Source organism: Pseudomonas sp. AC242, from assembly GCF_979258655.1.
Map to the genome: position 1 here is coordinate 4,869,719 of NZ_OZ409873.1, position 18,599 is coordinate 4,888,317.

Here is an 18,599-nt window from a genome sequence, read left to right on the forward strand (position 1 = left end):
ATCAGTAGTCATATCAGTCGATTCCGCCCGTCAGGGTCGTCTGCTCAGCATAGTCGAGGTGTTTGACGAGCTGCGCACGCAGCCGGGCACTTACCTCGGCAAATTCAATCGATCCTGCGTGGTCGCTCAGCTGGGTCATCGCCAGCCCGGCGTAGCCGCAGGGATTAATCCGTCGAAACGGTTCCAGGTTCATATCCACGTTCAGGGCCAGGCCATGAAAGGAACAACCGTGGCGAATCCGCAAACCCAGAGAAGCGATTTTCGCTCCATCGACGTACACGCCGGGAGCGTCTGGCTTGGCCGCTGCGGTTACCCCGTAGCTGGCCAGCAGTTCGATCAGGCAAAGCTCCATGCGGCTGACCAGATCACGCACGCCGAAACCCAGCTTGCGTACATCCAGCAGCAGGTAGGCCACCAACTGGCCGGGACCATGATAAGTCACCTGCCCGCCGCGATCGACCTGCACTACCGGGATATCGCCCGGTAGCAACAGGTGTTCGGCCTTGCCGGCCTGGCCCTGAGTGAACACCGGCGGGTGTTCGACGAGCCAGATTTCGTCGGCGGCATCGCTGCCGCGTTCGTTGGTAAAACGTTGCATGGCATGCCAGACCGGCTCGTAAGCCATCTGGCCGAGCTCACGAAAGCCCAGCGTGCCCGGCATCACAACACCATGTGCACGAAGCCGGTCGCCCGCAGTTCGCTGTTGATGTTGTACAGCTGATCCTGATCGGTCGCGACGATGTGCAACTGAATGGTGGTGTATTTGCCGTTGGTGCTTTGACGCTCGTCGATGCGTTCATCATTGATGGTCGCGTGTTTCTTGACGATGTCGATGATCTTGTCTTTGTTGCCAACGCCGGTATCGCTGATCACCTTAACGGGATAATCAACCTGGGGAAATTCGATCTTTGGCGCCTTTACTTCGGTATCGGTCATGGCGTAACGGCCTCTAGAGCGCAAGCCGTGGTAACGCACATGGCCCCGCACCGGATCGGGGCGGGGCCATGCAGGTCAACACAAATCAGTTGAACAAGCCGTAGAAGAATAGACGGATGCTATCCCACATGCGGCGGAAGATACCACCCTCCTCGACGCCATCCAGAGCGATCAGGTCGGCGCTGTGCACGACCTTGTCTTCCAGTTTGACTTCGACTTTACCGATCACGTCGCCCTTGGCGATTGGCGCGGTCAGTTGCGGGTTCATGGTCATGCTCGCAGCAAGCTTTTTCAGCTGGCCTTTTGGCAGGGTCATGGTCAGGTCTTCAGCCAGGCCGGCCTTGACTTGATTGGTGGTGCCTTTCCACACCGGGGCCTGAGCCAGTTCGGTGCCCTTCTGATAGAAGGTCTGGGTTTCGAAGAAGCGGAAGCCGTAAGTCAGCAGCTTCTGGGTTTCAGCGGCGCGAGCCACCTCGCTGTTGGTGCCGAACACCACGGCGATCAGGCGCTGGCCGTCACGTACAGCCGAGGACACCATGCAGTAGCCGGCTTCGTCGGTGTGACCGGTTTTCAGACCGTCGACGGTCTTGTCGCGCCACAGCAGCAGGTTGCGGTTAGGCTGCTTGATGCCGTTCCAGAAGAACTCTTTCTGCGAGTAGATCGCATAGTGAGCCGGGTCTTCGTGGATGATCGCACGGGCCAGGATCGCCATGTCGTGAGCCGACGAGTAGTGCTCAGGGTTTGGCAGACCGGTCGGGTTCATGAAGTGGGAATTGGTCATGCCCAGATCAGCGACAGTCTTGTTCATCAGGTCGGCGAACGCGTCTTCGCTGCCAGCGATGTGCTCGGACAGCGCGACGCTGGCGTCGTTGCCGGACTGGATGATGATGCCGTGCAGCAGGTCGCTGACAGTGACCTGCGAGCCGACTTTGATGAACATCCGCGAACCGCCGGTACGCCAGGCGTTTTCGCTGACGGTCACCGGATCGTTTTCACCGATCTGGCCACGACGGATTTCCAGGGTCGCGATGTACGCGGTCATCAGCTTGGTCAGGCTGGCCGGTGGCAGACGCTGGTCGCCATTGTTCTCGACCAGCACGTTGCCGCTGCTGGCATCCATCAGGACGTAGGCTTTGGCGGCCAGTTGCGGTGGCGACGGCATCATCTCGGCCGCGAAGGCGGCTGGCGAGAGGAGCAGCGGGACTAGCAGACACAGGCGTTTGGCAAAGGTGGTGATGTTCATCCGTCTCTCGAAATCGCTAATGGAAACTGTCCTTGCGGACAAAATTTAATCAGATGACTTTCTAACGAGCCATCGCGTGTTCAGTTGCTCACTCCAGTCACCCTTGCCGGGCTTTTGTTCTTCGACGAGCCAACAACCTGGTTCACCCCCCAATACTGCAAGTGAACCGTCAATCAAGTTCTACGTATTACTCGGTGACCACACTTGGCGAACCAAGGTTGGCCAGGCGCACGCTGTTCTGCACCTGGGCAATTTCACCCGGCGAGCCGATCGGCCCCAGTCGCACCCTGTGCAGGGTCTGCTGATTGCGCACGATCGAACTGATGAACACCGGAGCGCTCACCATCCCGCTGAGCTTCGACCTCAGGAGTTCTGCAGCGTCCGGGTTGGCGAACGCGCCCACCTGCAGATACTGGCCAGTTGCTGTTGCAGAAGCGTTTTTTTTTGCACTCATCGGCACGGGGACGGTGTCGGAGGCATGTTGCTGCGGCGGTGGCGTCCATTGCTCGACGGTGCCAGCCGAAGCCGTGATCACCGGAGCGCTGTTCTGCGCGACCTGTGGCTCGTTGAGCATCAACGGTGCCGGACGGCCCTTGGCGGCCCAGTATTGCTGCGGATCGATGCCTTCAACCTTGACGCGCGCAGTACCGGTTTCGGCGTAACCGAGTTTTTTCGCGGCGGCGTACGACAAGTCGATGATGCGATCGGAATAGAACGGCCCACGGTCGTTGACGCGCAGGATCACCGTGCGGTTGTTGTCCAGGTTGGTCACCCGAACGTAACTTGGCAGTGGCAATGTCTTGTGCGCGGCACTCATGCCGTACAGGTCGTAAACCTCGCCATTGGCGGTGTTCTGGCCGTGAAACTTGGTGCCATACCAGGACGCCGTGCCGGAGGCGACGTAGGTCTTGGATTCCTGCAACGGGAAGTAGGTTTTGCCCAGTACGGTGTACGGGTTGGCCTTGTACGGACCGGTGTGCAGGGTTGGCGTGGCATCAGGAATGCGCGAAACATCGACGTCCCACCACGGCGCGCCATCTTTGTGCGCGCGGTTGATATCCAGACCCGGCTGCGCTCGCACAGCGGTATTGGAGGTTTTCGGCGTCGGGGAACGGCTGGTCGTGCAACTGGCGACCAATACCGCCAACGCAGCGAATGCCACCAGCTTCAGGGGTTTATTGTTAGGCAATGCCCGCATTACTTGACGCCCCGTGCTTGTACCAGCTGTTCAGACAGTTGATGTACGGCCATGGCGTACATCACGCTGCGGTTATAACGCGTGATCGCGTAGAAATTCTTCAGGCCCATCCAGTATTCAGGGCCGTTGTCGCCTTCGAGGCGAAATGCAGTCACCGGCATATCATCGCGCAGCGCATCATGACTTGACCAGCCCAGCACCCGCAACTCTCCAACGGTTTTCGTCGGCTCGATGCCGGTGGTCAGGCCTTCATCAACCTGCTCGCCACGCACATCGGCACGGCTGACTACCGGCTCACCGGCAACCCAGCCATGACGTTTGAAATAGCTCGCTACGCTGCCAATCGCATCATCCGGGTTGTTCCAGATATTGATGTGGCCGTCACCGTCGAAATCCACCGCATACGCACGAAAGCTGCTCGGCATGAACTGCGGCAGGCCCATGGCCCCGGCGTACGAGCCTTTGAGGGTCAATGGATCGACCTGTTCTTCACGCGCCAGCAGCAGGAACTCACGCAGTTCCTTGCGGAAAAATTCGGCACGGGGAGGATAGTCGAAACCGAGCGTCGACAAGGCATCGATCACCCGGTAATTACCGGTATTACGTCCGAAAAAGGTTTCAACGCCGATGATCGACACGATGACTTGTGCCGGTACGCCGTATTCCTGCTCGGCACGGGCCAGCGTGGCCTCGTGCTGACGCCAGAAATCCACACCACGGGCGATACGCGCGTCGGTGATGAACATCGGGCGGTATTCTTTCCACTGCTTCACGCGCTCGGCAGGTCTGGAAATGGCGTCGAGAATCGCCTGTTTACGCTGAGCCTCGCGGAACACCGCCATCAATTGCTCACCGGCGAAACCATAGTCGCGGGTCATTTCACCGACGAACTCGGCCACCTGAGGCGAGCCTTCGTATTCGCCAGCCAGCGCTTCCTGCACACTGCCCAGCAGGCCCATCAGGCCAACCAGCGGCGCGCATCGAGTCGCCCAGCCACGCATTACTTGCATTGAACTCTTCACCTTATTCAAACCTGTGCGATCCACTTGCGATGGGTATGGATCGACATCAAAACCCCAAACGCTGACAGCAGCGTCACCAGCGAAGTTCCTCCGTAGCTAATGAACGGCAACGGCACCCCTACGACCGGCAACAGGCCACTGACCATACCGATGTTGACGAAAACGTAAACAAAAAACGTCATGGTCAGCGCACCGGCGAGCAATTTGCCGAACAGCGTCTGGGCCTGAGCGGTGATCACCAGTCCTCGGCCGATCAGCAATAGATAGATCAGCAACAGCGCACAGATGCCCACCAGGCCGAACTCTTCGCCGAGTACGGCAATGATGAAGTCGGTGTGGCTTTCCGGCAGAAAATCCAGGTGTGACTGGGTGCCGAGTAGCCAGCCTTTGCCGAACACGCCGCCGGAACCGATCGCGGCTTTCGACTGAATGATGTTCCAGCCCGTGCCGAGCGGATCACTTTCCGGGTCGAGGAAGGTCAGGATTCGCTGCTTCTGGTAGTCGTGCATGATGAAAAACCACATCGCCACCGACACTGGAATCGCCGCCGCCAGCACGCTGAGAATCCAGCGCCAGCGCAGCCCGCCCATGAACAGCACGAACGCACCGCCCGCGAGAATCAGCAGCGAAGTACCGAGATCAGGCTGGCGGACGATCAGGATGAACGGCACGCCGATCAGCATCAAACTGATGCCGACGTGCTTGAGTTGCGGCGGCAACGTGCGTTTGGACAGATACCAGGCGATGGTCGCCGGCATCAGGATTTTCATGAACTCCGAGGGCTGGAAGCGGATCACTCCGGGGATGTTGATCCAGCGTGTGGCGCCCATGGCGTTGTGGCCCATGATGTCCACCACCAACAGCAGCACCACGCCGATCACATAACCAAGCGGCACCCAGCGCGCCATGAAACGCGGCTCGAACTGGGCGATGACGATCATCGACACCAGACCGATGCCGAACGAGGTCGCCTGTTTGGCCAGCAGGTCCCAGCTCTTGCCGCTCGCCGAATACAGCACGAACAGGCTGCCGGCGGCGAGGATCAGCAGCAGGATCAGCAACGGGCCATCGATATGCAGCCTTTGCAGCAGCGTCGCGCGGCGACGCATCACATCCTCACTGGAGAGCATGCGATCAAAGTTATTCATCACGGGCCGTAGCCTCCGCACTGATTGGGCTGGCGTATTCGGCCTTCAAACGTCCGTCCTGATCGAGCAGCCAGGCGTCCATGACCTGACGCACCACGGGTGCGGCAACGCCGGAACCGGACTCACCGTTCTCGACCATCACCGACACGACGATGCGCGGGTCATCGGCCGGAGCGAATCCGACGAACAAAGCGTGGTCGCGGTGACGCTCCTGAACCTTGGAGCGGTCGTACTTCTCGCCCTGCTTGATCGCGACGACCTGCGCCGTACCCGATTTGCCGGCGATACGGTATTGCGCGCCGATGGCCGCTTTGCGCGCGGTACCGCGAGCGCCGTGCATCACTTGCTGCATGCCGTGATTGACCTTGGTCCAGTCCGACGGATCACGCAGGACAATGTCCGGCATCGGATTCTCGTCCACCGGCTTCACCCCTTCGAGGGATTTGGCCAGGTGCGGGCGATTCCAGATGCCTTTGTTGGCGACCAGCGCAGTCGCCTGGGCGAGTTGCAGCGGAGTCGATTGCATGTAGCCCTGGCCGATTCCGAGGATCAGGGTTTCGCCGGGGAACCACGCCTGCTTGCGCGTCGCCCGCTTCCATTCACGGGACGGCATCAGGCCGGGGGATTCTTCGAACATGTCCAGCGAGACCTTCTGGCCGATGCCGAACTTGTTCATGTAGGCCGACAGCCGATCAATGCCGAGCTTGTGCGCCAGGTCATAGAAGTAGGTGTCGTTGGACCGCATGATCGCCGTGTCGAGGTCGACAAAGCCGTCGCCCGTGCGGTTCCAGTTACGGTATTTGTGATCGTAGTTGGGCAGCATGTAGTAGCCCGGGTCGAACACTCGACTGGACGCCGTCACCACACCGGAATCAAGACCGGCAATCGCCACCGCAGGCTTGATCGTCGAACCCGGCGGATACAGACCGCGCAGCACGCGGTTGAACAATGGCCGGTCGATGGAATCACGCAACTCGGCGTAGGCCTTGAAGCTGATGCCGGTGACGAACAGGTTCGGGTCAAAGCTCGGCTGACTGACCATCGCCAGCACCTCGCCGGTCTTCGGATCCAGCGCAACCACCGCGCCACGACGCCCGCCCAACGCTGCCTCGGCCGCTTCCTGCAACTTGATGTCCAGACTCAGGACGATGTCCTTGCCGGGAATCGGATCGGTGCGCTTGAGCACTCGCAGTACGCGGCCACGGGCGTTGGTCTCGACTTCTTCGTAACCGACCTGACCGTGCAATTCCGGCTCGTAGAAACGCTCGATGCCGGTTTTGCCGATGTGATGGGTGCCGCTGTAATTGACCGGATCGAGGCTCTTCAGCTCTTTCTCGTTGATCCGCCCCATGTATCCCACCGAATGCGCGAAATGCGCGCCCTGCGGATAGTGACGAACCAATTGTGCAACCACTTCCACGCCCGGCAGGCGGAACTGATTCACCGCGATTCGGGCAATCTGCTCTTCGCTCAGCTCGAACAGGATCGGCACCGGCTCGAACGGCCGGCGCCCCTGACGCATGCGTTTTTCGAAGATAACCCGGTCTTCAGGCGTCAGCTCCAGCACTTCGACGATAACGTCGAGCACTTGCTGCCAGTCGCCGGAGCGCTCGCGGGTCATGCTCAGGCTGAAGCTCGGACGGTTGTCCGCCACCACCACGCCGTTGCGGTCGAAAATCAACCCACGGGTCGGCGGAATCGGCTGCACGTGGACGCGGTTGTTTTCCGAGAGCGTCGAGTGGTACTCGTACTGGATCACCTGCAAGTAATACAGGCGCGCGATCAGCACGCCGATCAGCAACATGATCGCAATGGCCCCGAACACGACGCGGCTACGCACCAGGCGTGCGTCCTTTTCGTGGTCCTTGATGCGGATCGGCTGAGACATGAGGGCTGGATTACTTGTGGTAAGGGTGACCGGACAGCACGGTCCAGGCACGATACAACTGTTCGCCGATCAGGATCCGCACCAGTGGGTGCGGCAACGTCAGCGGCGACAACGACCAACGCTGATCGGCCCGGGCACAGACTTCCGGCGCCAGCCCTTCCGGGCCACCAACCATGAAATTGACCGTGCGCGAATCCAGCCGCCAGCGATCAAGTTCGACCGCCAACTGCTCGGTGCTCCAGGGTTTGCCATGGACTTCCAGCGTGACAATCCGCTCGTTCGGCCCGACCTTGGCCAGCATGGCTTCGCCTTCCTGGCGGATGAAACGGGCCACGTCGGCATTCTTGCCACGGGTATTGAGCGGTATTTCCACCAGTTCCAGCGCCAGCTCGGACGGAAGACGCTTGGCATATTCATGCCAGCCTTCTTCCACCCACTTGGGCATGCGTGAACCGACGGCGATCAGGCGCAGTCGCACAGCAATCCCTTACAGCTGGTCTTTGTTGAGCTTGGTGAAGTGCTCGTGGGTGTTTTCCGGGCTGTGGTGCTTGGCGTCGGCCGCACGGCTTTGCTCGGCACCGGCCCACAGGCGCTCCAGGTCGTAGAACTGACGTGCCGAGGCGGTCATCATGTGCACGATCACCAGGTCCAGGTCCAACAGCACCCAGTCGCTGTCGCCCTTGCCTTCTTCGCCCAGCGGCTTGGCGCCCTGCTTTTTGACTTCTTCGCGAACCTTGTCGAGCATCGCGTTGATCTGGCGGTTGGACGTACCGGTAGCGATGATCATGTAGTCAGTGATGCTCTGCTTGTCGCGGACATCAATGATCTGGATATCTTGCGCCTTGACGTCTTCCAGTGCCGCTTCGGCAAGCTTGACCAGCTGATCGCCAGTCAGTGGCTCATTGGTGTTGATCGGCTCAGGCAGCGGAGCGCTCTTGAATGTACCTTTGCGCTTAACTTTCTTTTCGTTGTCAGTCATATAAAACTCGTTTTGCTCATATATTCGGCGGCTTGGCGATACGTGGATTCGTATCAGTGAAGCACGCCTTGCTCAGTTCGACGCACGGTACAGACCGTGCGCATCGATGTAGGCCAGGACCGCGTCGGGCACCAGGAAACGTACCGACTTACCGCTGGCCAGCAGTTGACGGATCTGGGTGGCGGAAACCGCGAGCGGTGTCTGCCAGACGAATGCAATCTGTCCGCTCGGCCCTTTCAGGGCCAGCGGGTCGCTCACCGAACGCGCTGCCAGCAGGTTGCGCAAGGCATCCGGCGGTTCGCTGTCGGCGTCCGGGCGCTGTAGCACCAGGATGTGGCAATGCTGGAGCAACTCCTCCCAGCGATGCCAAGTGGGCAGGCCGCAAAATGCGTCCCAGCCCAAAAGCAGAAAAACCTGGGTCTCGGCGGGCATTTCAGCCCGCATCGACTCCAGGGTATCAATGGTCCAGGACGGTTTGTCCCGCTGCAATTCGCGGGCGTCCACCACCAGCGGCGGCATTCCGGCCACCGCACACTCGACCATCGCCAGCCGATCCTGCGCCGACACCTGCGGCGTACCGCGATGGGGCGGGCGCGCGTTCGGCATCAGGCGCAACTCGTCGAGCGCCAGCGCTTCGGCGACTTCCAGCCCACCGCGCAGATGACCGATGTGCACCGGATCGAACGTGCCGCCCAGAACGCCAATGCGCCGAGGGCGGGACTCGCTGCCGGGTGCCGGCGCTGTCAGGTCGAGGTCGGTCAAGTCAGACCGTCGCCTGGCCGCGCAACTGGCCATCACCGACCACGACGTACTTCTCGCAAGTCAGTCCTTCGAGGCCCACCGGGCCGCGGGCGTGCAGCTTATCAGTAGAAATGCCGATCTCGGCACCCAATCCGTATTCAAATCCATCGGCGAAACAGGTCGGGGTGTTGATCATCACCGACGCCGAGTCGACTTCCGCGACAAACCGACGGGTGTCGGCGAGGTTTTCGCTGACAATCGAGTCGGTGTGATGGGAGCCGTAATGGTTGATGTGTTCAATGGCCTGATCCAGACCGTCGACCACGCGAATCGACAAAATCGGCGCCAGATACTCGGTGCTCCAGTCGTCTTCGCTGGCGGCAACGGCGTCGATGATCGCCCGCGTACGTTCGCAACCACGCAGTTCGACGCCTTTTTCGCGGAACTGGGCGGCCATCGACGGCAGGAAATCCTTGGCAACAGTTTGATCGACCAGCAACGTCTCCATCGCACCGCAAATACCGTAGCGATAAGTCTTGGCATTGAACGCAATGCGTTGGGCTTTCGGCAAGTCGGCATGGGCACTGACGTAAACGTGGCAGATGCCGTCCAGATGCTTGATCACCGGCACACGGGCATCGCGACTGATGCGTTCGATCAGGCCACGGCCACCGCGCGGCACGATCACATCGACGTACTCGGGCATGGTGATCATCGCGCCAACGGCGGCACGGTCAGTGGTTTCGACCACTTGCACCACGGCGGCGGGCAATTCGGCCTCGGCCAGACCGCGTTGAATGCACGCGGCAATCGCCCGGTTGGAATGAATCGCCTCGGAGCCGCCGCGCAGGATGGTCGCGTTGCCGGACTTCAGGCACAGGCTCGCGGCATCGATGGTCACGTTTGGCCGGGATTCGTAGATGATCCCGATCACGCCCAGCGGCACACGCATTTTGCCGACCTGAATCCCCGACGGACGGAAGCTCATGTCGCGGATCGCACCAACCGGGTCCGGCAGTGCAGCGACCTGACGCAGACCGACGATCATGCCGTCGATACGCGCCGGGGTCAGTTCCAGACGCTCCAGCAATGCCGGTTCCAGACCATTGGCGCGGCCGGTAGCCAGATCCTGCTCATTGGCGGCGGCAAGCTCGGCACGCGCGGCGTCCAGGGCATTGGCAGCAGCCTGCAAGGCGCGGTTTTTCTGCGCGGTGCTGGCACGGCCGATGACCCGGGAGGCTTCACGGGCGGCGCGACCCAATCGGGTCATGTAGTCAAGAACGGACTCAGTCATGGTCTGCTGGGGTCTTGGCAAAGAGGAAAGCGGCAGATTATAGCTGTCGCGTCCCGGGACTAACAGCGGTGACGGGCGGATGGTCGAAATGAACGCGGATTCGCCGGTGTTCAGGCCCAATTAAGCCACGCGTTGTTATCATCACGACCTCCTGAGCCTGGATAATCATTGCCTGCCATGTCCGATCTGACCGTTCGCAACCGCGCCGAACGCCTGCCGCTGGGGCTGCCCGACGCCTTTTTCGACCGAGATGCGCAAGTGCTGGCGCAGGACCTGCTCGGCAAAGTCATCCGGCACCGGGTCGGCGATCTGTGGCTGAGCGCGCGAATCATCGAAACCGAAGCCTATTACTGTGCCGAAAAAGGCAGCCATGCCTCGTTGGGCTACACAGAAAAACGTAAGGCTTTGTTTCTGGATGGCGGTCACATCTATATGTATTACGCCCGAGGCGGTGATTCGCTGAACTTCAGCGCGCAGGGGCCGGGCAATGCGGTACTGATCAAATCCGCCTATCCGTGGGTCGATGAAGTCAGCGGGCCGGCGAGTCTGGCGCAAATGCTGCTGAACAATCCCGACGCACAGGGACGTGCGCGTCCTTCGCAAAAACTCTGCGCCGGGCAAACCCTCTTGTGCAAAGCGTTGGGACTGAAAGTGCCAGTGTGGGACGCCAAGCGTTTCGATCATGAAGTCCTTCTGGTAGAAGACACCGGGCCGGCACCTTCGCACATCATTCAAACCACCCGCCTGGGCATTCCCCGCGGCCGCGACGAACACCTGATGTACCGCTTTGTCGACGCAAACCATGCGCAATGGTGCACGCGGAACCCGCTGCGACGCGGTCAGGTCGAAGGCCGGGATTATTTCTTGCTGTAACCCCCACAGGGTTAATCAACGATTGGAGTTTTTCTGTATGGGCCCATGGCTCGATAGCGTTACCGGGTGGCTGGCGGCGAATCCACAATGGCTGGCTGTGGCGGTGTTCATTGTTGCCTTTGTGGAGTGCCTGGCGATTGCCGGTTTGATCGTGCCGGGCACCGTGCTGCTGTTTGCCGTCGCCGTACTGGCCGGGAGCGGCGCTCTTTCGCTGAGCGAGACGCTGTTGCTGGGTTTCCTCGGCGGGATTCTCGGCGATGCCGTTTCATACTTCCTCGGCCGCCATTTCCACCAGAACATTCGACGCCTGCCGGGGTTACGGCATCATCCGGAATGGATGGCCGGTGCCGAGTCGTATTTCCAGCGCTACGGCATCGCCAGTCTATTGGTCGGCCGCTTCATCGGGCCGTTGCGGCCAATGCTGCCCATGGTCGCCGGCATGTGCGACATGCCCTTCCCGCGTTTCGCCGCTGTCAGCCTGCTGGCGGCTGCCGGCTGGAGTCTGGCCTATTTGCTGCCGGGCTGGGCCACCGGCGCGGCCTTCCGCCTGCCATTGCCAGAAGGGTTCTGGCTGGAAGCCGGGATTGTCGTCGGCAGCATCGCCGTGATGGTCGGCCTCAGCGTCAACAGCAGCCTGCGCCGGCACCGCCGCGCGACGATCTGGATCAGCAGCATGAGCCTGTTGATTCTGATTGGCCTGTTCATCGGCTACCCGTACCTGACCGCGCTCGATCAAGGCGTAATGACGCTGGTGCAGGAACATCGCCAGCCAATGCTGGATGAAATTGCGGTCACGCTGACCCTGGTCGGCGAGTTCCGCAACATGCTGTTGTTCAGCGCCCTGCTGACCGGTCTGTTGCTGCTGTGCCGGCAATGGCGCCAGGCGATCTTCGTCGGCGGCACGCTCCTGGTGACCGCACTGGCCAACACCGGAACCAAATATTTCTTTGCCCGGGTGCGCCCGGAAGTGCTGACCGATCCATTGACCACCTACAGCATGCCCAGTGGCCATGCCTCAGGTTCGTTCGCGCTGTTTCTGACCCTGGCAGTACTCGCCGGCCGTGGCCAGCCGCCACGCATGCGCCTGACCTGGTTGCTGATCGCCTGTATTCCGGCTCTTTCCATCGCACTGTCGCGGGTCTATCTGGGGGCTCACTGGCCAACCGACGTATTGGCCGGCGCTATGCTCGCCGCCTGTGTCTGCGCTGCCGCCCTGTGGCTGAGTCAACGCAAAACCGCACTCAATCCCATGCCGTACAAGATCTGGTGGTTGATCTTGCCGGCCATGTTGGCGCTGTTTGGCTTTTTCGTCCTCAGGCATCTGCCTCATACGCTGTTGCGTTACGCCTATTGAACGAGGCAATACACAAGGCTTATTTCCTTCGCGCTGCTCTTTTAAGAAACTTCCGACATGAGCGGCGCACTTCTCCCATTCAAACTTTCTCGCAGCCGGTAAAACTTCCCGCCTGACCAACCGACAACTTCTTACATTTAAAAGACGCTATAACAAAAGTTACACTTCCAACAAGAATCAGAACAACAATAACTTTCGCCACGCCGAAAATGCGCTAGATTAAATTCACAAACATTAAAATCCGTCAAACTCACCCCTTCAACTTCAATTCGACGGGCCGCATTGCTGTTACAAAAATTTCACCACTTACATCAGGCTTTTAAACTCTTTAATATTATTTCGAGCATTCCATGAGTCCGAAGATTCCCCGCAAACCGCCCCTGTCTTCCTCGCAACAACCTGATCCGGTCTCCCTACACCATCAGCACGTTGCTCCGGGCATTCCGCCAGCCTACCGATTGCCGGGTTTTGCGCACCCATCGGATCCCGCTCGCCCCACCGGCACGCATTCAACTTCGCAGAGCATCACTCCCCCCTCCGTGGTCATTCATGCCATGCCGACGCAAAATCCGGCCCATCTCGCGAATGACGGTTCGGTGGAAAGCTACTGGCTTTCCGATGAATTTCTGGTAGGCATGCGACCGGCTGACGACAACGGTTTCCGCTGGATCGTCAATCGCCAGTTTGTCGACGTCGAATATGCAGGTGGCCTGCAAACCACCCACGTCGGCCTTGATGAAGCGGGCCACTATCGAAGCAAGTCGCTGTTCGAACGCGTGCCGTCCGGCCCGCGGCTTTACAAAAACGAAGGCCAGGCGACCTGGCGCCTGACAGAACGCCCCTCAGAGCCCGCGCTATCGACAAAGCGCCCCGCCCTGCCAACGGCCGAGCACTCCGGTCTTGCTCCCGTTGCCAAGCGACCGCGCCCCGCCCCCGCCTATCTCAACCAAAGCCATTACGCGGCAACACCGCGCTCACCGGACCCTCAGGGCTATTACGAACTCAAACCGTCTCTCGATCGCCACAGCGCCGACATACAATTTGCCTTCAGGGATCAATTCGGCAACTGGGTTCAAGTCGATCCACCCGCCGCCGGATTCGGCGCACAACACGCCCTGTTAAAGCACTGGACCGATCACGAGATCTGGCAGACATACGGCATTCATGGTCAGGAGATCGTGCGATTTCGAACTGAAGCCCAAGCACTTGGCAAACCGCCGCAGTGGGTCGAATCCGTGGCCACGAACAATCCGCTCACCGATTTGCTGGGCGACTCCCTGCGCTGGCTACATCCCGACATGAATCTCCAGCAGCGCGAAACCCTACTGCAGTCCTACAACTTGCTGCCGAGTCAATTGACGCGCTTGCGAGATGACCTGCTCAGCGAACTGGCCATCCCGCAATGGGCTCAGAAACACAAGCACCTGACAGAGAACCTCGATAACCCGCAGCGTCTGGAGCAACTGAGTCGGGATGCGAGCGAAGAACTCAATCTCAAACGCGGTGCTCAACATGACTGGTACAACCCCAAAGCCAGCATGACCCCTGAAGTGCTCGAAGCACTGCTGAATAAACTCGGTTATCAGCGCAACCAGAACAATTGCCTGTACCGCACGGACGTGCCGGCCCTGTTCCGCGGTGATGATCGTACGCCTTTCGAACTCGCCAATGACGAGGCGATGCTCCCGCGCTACCACCACGAACCCGGCGCGACGACTCACAAACCGATGAGCGCCACCTTCAGCCTGAATGAAGGTCAGGTGTATGCCCGGGCACCCGACCCCGAGTACTTGCGCTTCAACAGCCAGACCAACAAGCACCCGGGAGGGGACGTTGACGGCCAGGCCACAGACAGCGATGCCAGTGACACGCCAAGTACCTCGTCTTCCGAGTGGTCCGAAGCCACAAGCCCGATCCCGTGGGATCACGATCGTCACTACGAGTCCACACGTACGCGCCAGACAGTCATGTTTCTGTATGCGCTCGACACCCGCCGTCTTGAGGTGGTCCCCCATGAAGAAAACATTCGCTTCAACTCAGCGGCCCGCGATACCTCCACGACTTGGTTTCCCTCCGATGATTTCGAAGGGCTGATTTCGGTCACCCGAAGCGGGCTGAATGCCGACCGCGTCTGGCTATTGAACACCGCCCTGACCAAAGGGGTGAAAGTCGACGACATCAGGTACCAGGCCGGAGATCGCGCTGAACGGATCGAGGCCGCCACCCATGCCGGGCACGCCAACAAATTCGAATACGACCTGCTGATCGACCAGGTCGAGGCCGCAGGCAAGCCCGTGCTCAGACTGTCCGGCAACGGCAACGAATTCGCCTACGACATCACTTGGCCCGAAACGGACAAACCGCCAACTCAAGGCCAGTGATACGCCGGTAAGGACACCGGATCCATGGGCTTTACATTAAAGGATTAATGACATGTCAAAAATCATCTCCCCACCTATGCAGATTGCCAACGTCAGCCCCGTTCAGGTCGTGCCTCTCGACGTTTCGGCCAATCCTCATACACCGCTGGCGAGCACGCTCCACGACGTCACGCCGTCAGACGACGCTGACGCCCCCTATCGACGCACGCTCAAATCCCTCGACAAGCATTTCGGGCGGCTACGTTTCGGCGAAATACTGACCAGCCGCGTCGAACTTCAGGCATTGGGCGCGACGGTCCATGGCCAGCCCATCAGCCCTGCGAACGCAGGCATGCAAACACCGGATCAAACATTTCTCGACGGGCTCAATTTCGAGGAGACCAGAGTCAAGGACCGACTGCGTTCGGCGCATACCCCGGACAGCGACACCCCGGCCATGCTGTTCTTCGAGATCGCCTTGATGCGTTCGGTAGACGCCCCTCCTCTGTTCATCAGCGATACACCGCAGGCTCCAGGCAGCGCGATGGATCGCATGAATCAGTTGGGCAAGGCCGCGCAGAAACTGGATATCCACCGTGCCGACTCTTTCGAAAACGCCCCTGGCTGGATCAGTAAAAACAAAAGCTATCTGATGAGCGGCGCAGGCGTAGGCATGCAGGCATTCGGCATCTACAGCGGCTACAGGGCAATGATCGACGCGATCAGACAAGGCGATGCGCTGGAAGCGATTTTCCAGGGAGGTTCGATCGCTGCCGAATTCGGCTCATTGATCATCGAACGAGGCCTGACCAAGACCGGTGAGGCGATGCTCACGAATGGCGCGACCGCGTTCAAGTATTTCCCGCTGACTTCGGTAGGCAAATACATGAGCCGGGGCGCCGGATTGTTCGCCAGCGTGATCACCCTTCCGTTCGACATCATCGATGCGGTCAAATCGTTCAACGCCGCCGCTGCAGCGCAAGGTAAAGAAGCTCAGGATCACTATGTCAGTGGTGGCCTGAGCGTCGCCGGCGCAGGTATCAGCCTGGTGCTGGGCATCGCTGCACTGGCAGGCTTCGGCAGTACCGCCGGGCCGCTCGGCCTTGCCGCCGCCGGTTTGCTCATCGCCGCCTCGGTGATTTACCAGGCCGCAAGGGTGGTGGATGACATTGATGATTACATTGAACTGACTTTCCACGAACGCTTGCGCTCTGGCTGGTTCGCCTTCACCCGCCAGGACCTGGACACGCAAGTCATGGATCGCTTCAAACTTTCCAAAGGCTTTATTGATCACGAGAAGCAGCTGGAACTGTCGGCTAAGGACCTGCTTGAAGGCGCCTACAAAAACGCCATCGAGCACGTAGTGAATGGCATTTTCAGCGTCGAATTGAAGCCGGTTGAACTGTGGCGCTATCAATGGAATGAAAGCACCGGCGAGAAGCCGTTCAAACTCGACAGTCAGGCGGTCATCGTCGGCGGTGACGACATCGTGGATGCCAGTAATGGCTTGCCCGCCGATCTCAAAGGCAAGGTCAGTGGTAGTGCAGGCGATGACAAAGGTGTGTTCTGGCGCCTCGGGGATGGAAATGACCGGGTCGTCGGCGTCAAGGCCAAAACCAACCTCTTCACCTACCGCGAAGGACACAAAGCGCTGACCGGGGGTGACAGGAACGATGCGTTTCATCAGGAGATCAACGAACAGGCTTTGAATCTTGCTACACCACCGGCTCATCTCAATGTGCTGGATGGTGGCGGCGGCTCAGACACCTTGGCCTTTGAAGGCATTCGCCCGCGTTCTGATACTCGTCACATTGGCCACGACATCAATCTGCAAACGGGCCGAGTGGCTTTGCGAGGAATTGATCTCGCTGCTGATGCGATGGAAGTCGCACACCTCACCTCGTTTGAAAACGTCTCGACATTGCACAAGGGGACGAGCCGGGTCATCGGGACTGATGAGGCCAACCGGATTGTCGCCAACGGTTACGACCGCATCAGCACCGGCGCCGGTGACGACACCATTGCCATCTACGGAACTGACTGCCGGGTTGAGGGCGGGGCCGGCACAGATCGGTACTACATTGCCAACACCAATGCACGGACGACGATTGTCGAGGATGGCGAGCAGTCGAGCCTGATCGAGTTCGGTTGGCCAATGGAGGTCATTCAGCAATGGGAGATCGTCGGCACCTCGTTGATCGTGCGCTCCTTGCGCGACGAAGATGGCAGAGATCCCGAACATGTCCTGACCATCGAAAATGTCTACCAATGGATCGAGAACAAACGCCACCTGAGGAACGGCCAGTGGCGATTCATGACGGAGGACGGTTATGAGCTGATGGCGCTGCTGCCAGCGCAACCGGACGACACGGTGAATCAACGCATCGAGATGGCAATAACCGTCAGTGGTCAGGCCGCCCTGCTCCCCCAAATCGTCAACGACGGCACCGTCATCATTGCCGCAGAAGGGTTGAAGCGGCATTTCGTGTCACGCACTGAGCGCAATGTCGATTTTGTGGCCAAGCGCAATACACCTGAAACCTCCAGAAACGTTTACCTGGATTTCACGGATTCGGAAATTGTCGACGTCGTCGTCAGCTATGAGGTTGAAGTGCGCAAAGGCGTTTCGGGTTACACCTACCTGATTTATAAAGACATCGATCTTTCAATCCGGCTGCCGGAAAAAGTCGTGGCATTCAAAGGGGTGATCCAGCCAATCGCTGCCGCTACGGGCTACGGCGGGAGAAACAGCCTGAAAGTCACCACTGCACACCTTGCACAAAACATCGCCCTGATCCTGCAGGATGAAGTTTCATACCGACTTCAAGTGCCCGACCTGGACTACGAAGACGATGTAAAAAATCCCGGCCGCAGGGTACGTCGCACCCGCAGTTGCCTGATAAAGCGCAATGGCAGATATCTGTTTACCCGACCACAACCCGGCGAGAAGACTCCGCTTCCGGCGTATAACAGCACCGTTGTGATCGACGCCAGGCCTCATACCGGCATTTATCTGCTCGAAGGAAAAGGTGCCACTTACGACATCCACCTTGCGAGCAACTCGATCATTCGCCTCTCCACTCCCGGCGCAACGGCAAAAACAAGCAATGCGTCTACCTGGAATCTTTTCAGCCATACGCTGAAAGAAACCGTGTCACGCAACGACATTCAGTTGAACGCCAACCACTTGCGAGTCGCCAGCGTCACAATTGAATTGCCCGATATCGAAGACGACGTGCCGGTGGAGTTCATCAGCGTAGCAACTTCATCCGGCAACATTTATGAGGTTTCCCTGCTGTTTGAAGTGTTTCAGCTTTACGTCATAGACGCCCGCAGTCATGCCAGCGTCGAGGCGCTCCTGGCCGAGATCACTGCACATCAGCAACGGAACGAACTGGCGGCAGTCGTTTATGTCACCCACATCGCTCCGACGTCTGGAGAAAGCGGCACAGTGCTATACAACTCGAAGAGGAAGTATTGGGGGCGTGTTGGCGATCCGGCAGCGCGAATCAAACCCGAAGACCTGCTGATCGAAGCGGCCGTCACTCTCTGAACATTTTCAG

At 59.4% G+C, this 18,599-nt stretch carries 15 protein-coding genes; 4 read left to right on the forward strand and 11 right to left on the reverse strand.

Annotation, left to right across the window (positions count from 1 at the left end):
* Window positions 1-13 precede the first annotated feature (13 nt).
* The 11 genes from lipB to ACZZ0A_RS21870 all read right to left on the reverse strand — a co-directional run bounded on the left by lipB (window position 14) and on the right by ACZZ0A_RS21870 (window position 10,449).
* The gene (lipB, locus tag ACZZ0A_RS21820; RefSeq protein WP_008087909.1) at window positions 14-661 is read right to left on the reverse strand and encodes a lipoyl(octanoyl) transferase LipB; all 648 of its coding nucleotides are present in this window, start codon (window positions 659-661) and stop codon (window positions 14-16) included.
* Window positions 661-936 carry a DUF493 domain-containing protein gene (locus tag ACZZ0A_RS21825; RefSeq protein WP_007909603.1) on the reverse strand — a complete coding sequence of 92 codons (276 nt, stop codon included), beginning with the start codon at window positions 934-936 and terminating at the stop codon, window positions 661-663. The genes lipB and ACZZ0A_RS21825 overlap by 1 nt, the downstream gene beginning before the upstream one ends.
* An 85-nt stretch (window positions 937-1,021) precedes the next feature.
* Entirely contained in the window at window positions 1,022-2,179 is a 1,158-nt protein-coding gene (locus ACZZ0A_RS21830) for a D-alanyl-D-alanine carboxypeptidase family protein (protein ID WP_007909601.1), read from the reverse strand.
* Window positions 2,180-2,366: 187 nt separating this feature from the next.
* Window positions 2,367-3,377 carry a septal ring lytic transglycosylase RlpA family protein gene (locus tag ACZZ0A_RS21835; RefSeq protein ID WP_007909599.1) on the reverse strand — a complete coding sequence of 337 codons (1,011 nt, stop codon included), beginning with the start codon at window positions 3,375-3,377 and terminating at the stop codon, window positions 2,367-2,369.
* Window positions 3,377-4,387 carry a lytic murein transglycosylase B gene (gene mltB, locus ACZZ0A_RS21840; RefSeq protein WP_007909597.1) on the reverse strand — a complete coding sequence of 337 codons (1,011 nt, stop codon included), beginning with the start codon at window positions 4,385-4,387 and terminating at the stop codon, window positions 3,377-3,379. The genes ACZZ0A_RS21835 and mltB overlap by 1 nt, the downstream gene beginning before the upstream one ends.
* A gap of 17 nt (window positions 4,388-4,404) precedes the next feature.
* Window positions 4,405-5,508, reverse strand: a complete 1,104-nt coding sequence (rodA, locus tag ACZZ0A_RS21845; protein ID WP_042704880.1) for a rod shape-determining protein RodA — start codon at window positions 5,506-5,508, stop codon at window positions 4,405-4,407.
* Between the two features lie 31 nt (window positions 5,509-5,539).
* The gene (gene mrdA / locus ACZZ0A_RS21850; RefSeq protein ID WP_007909593.1) at window positions 5,540-7,435 is read right to left on the reverse strand and encodes a penicillin-binding protein 2; all 1,896 of its coding nucleotides are present in this window, start codon (window positions 7,433-7,435) and stop codon (window positions 5,540-5,542) included.
* Window positions 7,436-7,445: 10 nt separating this feature from the next.
* A complete protein-coding gene (gene rlmH / locus ACZZ0A_RS21855; RefSeq protein WP_003185785.1) occupies window positions 7,446-7,913 on the reverse strand; it encodes a 23S rRNA (pseudouridine(1915)-N(3))-methyltransferase RlmH in 468 nt (155 codons plus the stop codon).
* Between the two features lie 9 nt (window positions 7,914-7,922).
* Window positions 7,923-8,414 (reverse strand): ribosome silencing factor, encoded by a 492-nt coding sequence (gene rsfS / locus ACZZ0A_RS21860; protein ID WP_007909591.1) that lies wholly within the window; start codon window positions 8,412-8,414, stop codon window positions 7,923-7,925.
* A gap of 72 nt (window positions 8,415-8,486) precedes the next feature.
* Entirely contained in the window at window positions 8,487-9,209 is a 723-nt protein-coding gene (nadD, locus tag ACZZ0A_RS21865; RefSeq protein WP_007909589.1) for a nicotinate-nucleotide adenylyltransferase, read from the reverse strand.
* Window positions 9,178-10,449 carry a glutamate-5-semialdehyde dehydrogenase gene (locus ACZZ0A_RS21870; RefSeq protein ID WP_463543723.1) on the reverse strand — a complete coding sequence of 424 codons (1,272 nt, stop codon included), beginning with the start codon at window positions 10,447-10,449 and terminating at the stop codon, window positions 9,178-9,180. Before ACZZ0A_RS21870 ends, nadD begins: the two co-directional genes overlap by 32 nt.
* A 177-nt stretch (window positions 10,450-10,626) precedes the next feature.
* Here ACZZ0A_RS21870 and ACZZ0A_RS21875 point away from each other — a divergent pair, with 177 nt between their 5' ends.
* The 4 genes from ACZZ0A_RS21875 to ACZZ0A_RS21890 all read left to right on the forward strand — a co-directional run bounded on the left by ACZZ0A_RS21875 (window position 10,627) and on the right by ACZZ0A_RS21890 (window position 18,589).
* Window positions 10,627-11,322, forward strand: a complete 696-nt coding sequence (locus tag ACZZ0A_RS21875; protein ID WP_007909587.1) for a DNA-3-methyladenine glycosylase — start codon at window positions 10,627-10,629, stop codon at window positions 11,320-11,322.
* Window positions 11,323-11,359: 37 nt separating this feature from the next.
* Entirely contained in the window at window positions 11,360-12,676 is a 1,317-nt protein-coding gene (locus ACZZ0A_RS21880; protein ID WP_463543724.1) for a bifunctional DedA family/phosphatase PAP2 family protein, read from the forward strand.
* A gap of 350 nt (window positions 12,677-13,026) precedes the next feature.
* Window positions 13,027-15,057: a hypothetical protein gene (locus ACZZ0A_RS21885; RefSeq protein ID WP_463543725.1), complete on the forward strand. Its 2,031-nt coding sequence runs from the start codon at window positions 13,027-13,029 to the stop codon at window positions 15,055-15,057.
* Window positions 15,058-15,109: 52 nt separating this feature from the next.
* On the forward strand, window positions 15,110-18,589 hold the full coding sequence (locus ACZZ0A_RS21890; RefSeq protein ID WP_463543726.1) for a calcium-binding protein: 3,480 nt from the start codon (window positions 15,110-15,112) through the stop codon (window positions 18,587-18,589).
* Window positions 18,590-18,599 lie beyond the last annotated feature (10 nt).

Bases quoted from the DNA above. Each gene is read 5' to 3' on its own strand.
- nadD (WP_007909589.1), bottom strand. From the start codon at position 9,209: ATGGCCAGTTGCGCGGCCAGGCGACGGTCTGACTTGACCGACCTCGAC.
- ACZZ0A_RS21835 (WP_007909599.1), bottom strand. From the start codon at position 3,377: ATGCGGGCATTGCCTAACAATAAACCCCTGAAGCTGGTGGCATTCGCT.
- mltB (WP_007909597.1), bottom strand. From the start codon at position 4,387: ATGCAAGTAATGCGTGGCTGGGCGACTCGATGCGCGCCGCTGGTTGGC.
- ACZZ0A_RS21825 (WP_007909603.1), bottom strand. From the start codon at position 936: ATGACCGATACCGAAGTAAAGGCGCCAAAGATCGAATTTCCCCAGGTT.
- ACZZ0A_RS21870 (WP_463543723.1), bottom strand. From the start codon at position 10,449: ATGACTGAGTCCGTTCTTGACTACATGACCCGATTGGGTCGCGCCGCC.
- mrdA (WP_007909593.1), bottom strand. From the start codon at position 7,435: ATGTCTCAGCCGATCCGCATCAAGGACCACGAAAAGGACGCACGCCTG.
- ACZZ0A_RS21885 (WP_463543725.1), top strand. From the start codon at position 13,027: ATGAGTCCGAAGATTCCCCGCAAACCGCCCCTGTCTTCCTCGCAACAA.
- ACZZ0A_RS21830 (WP_007909601.1), bottom strand. From the start codon at position 2,179: ATGAACATCACCACCTTTGCCAAACGCCTGTGTCTGCTAGTCCCGCTG.
- rsfS (WP_007909591.1), bottom strand. From the start codon at position 8,414: ATGACTGACAACGAAAAGAAAGTTAAGCGCAAAGGTACATTCAAGAGC.
- ACZZ0A_RS21875 (WP_007909587.1), top strand. From the start codon at position 10,627: ATGTCCGATCTGACCGTTCGCAACCGCGCCGAACGCCTGCCGCTGGGG.
- rodA (WP_042704880.1), bottom strand. From the start codon at position 5,508: ATGCGTCGCCGCGCGACGCTGCTGCAAAGGCTGCATATCGATGGCCCG.
- ACZZ0A_RS21890 (WP_463543726.1), top strand. From the start codon at position 15,110: ATGTCAAAAATCATCTCCCCACCTATGCAGATTGCCAACGTCAGCCCC.
- lipB (WP_008087909.1), bottom strand. From the start codon at position 661: ATGCCGGGCACGCTGGGCTTTCGTGAGCTCGGCCAGATGGCTTACGAG.
- ACZZ0A_RS21880 (WP_463543724.1), top strand. From the start codon at position 11,360: ATGGGCCCATGGCTCGATAGCGTTACCGGGTGGCTGGCGGCGAATCCA.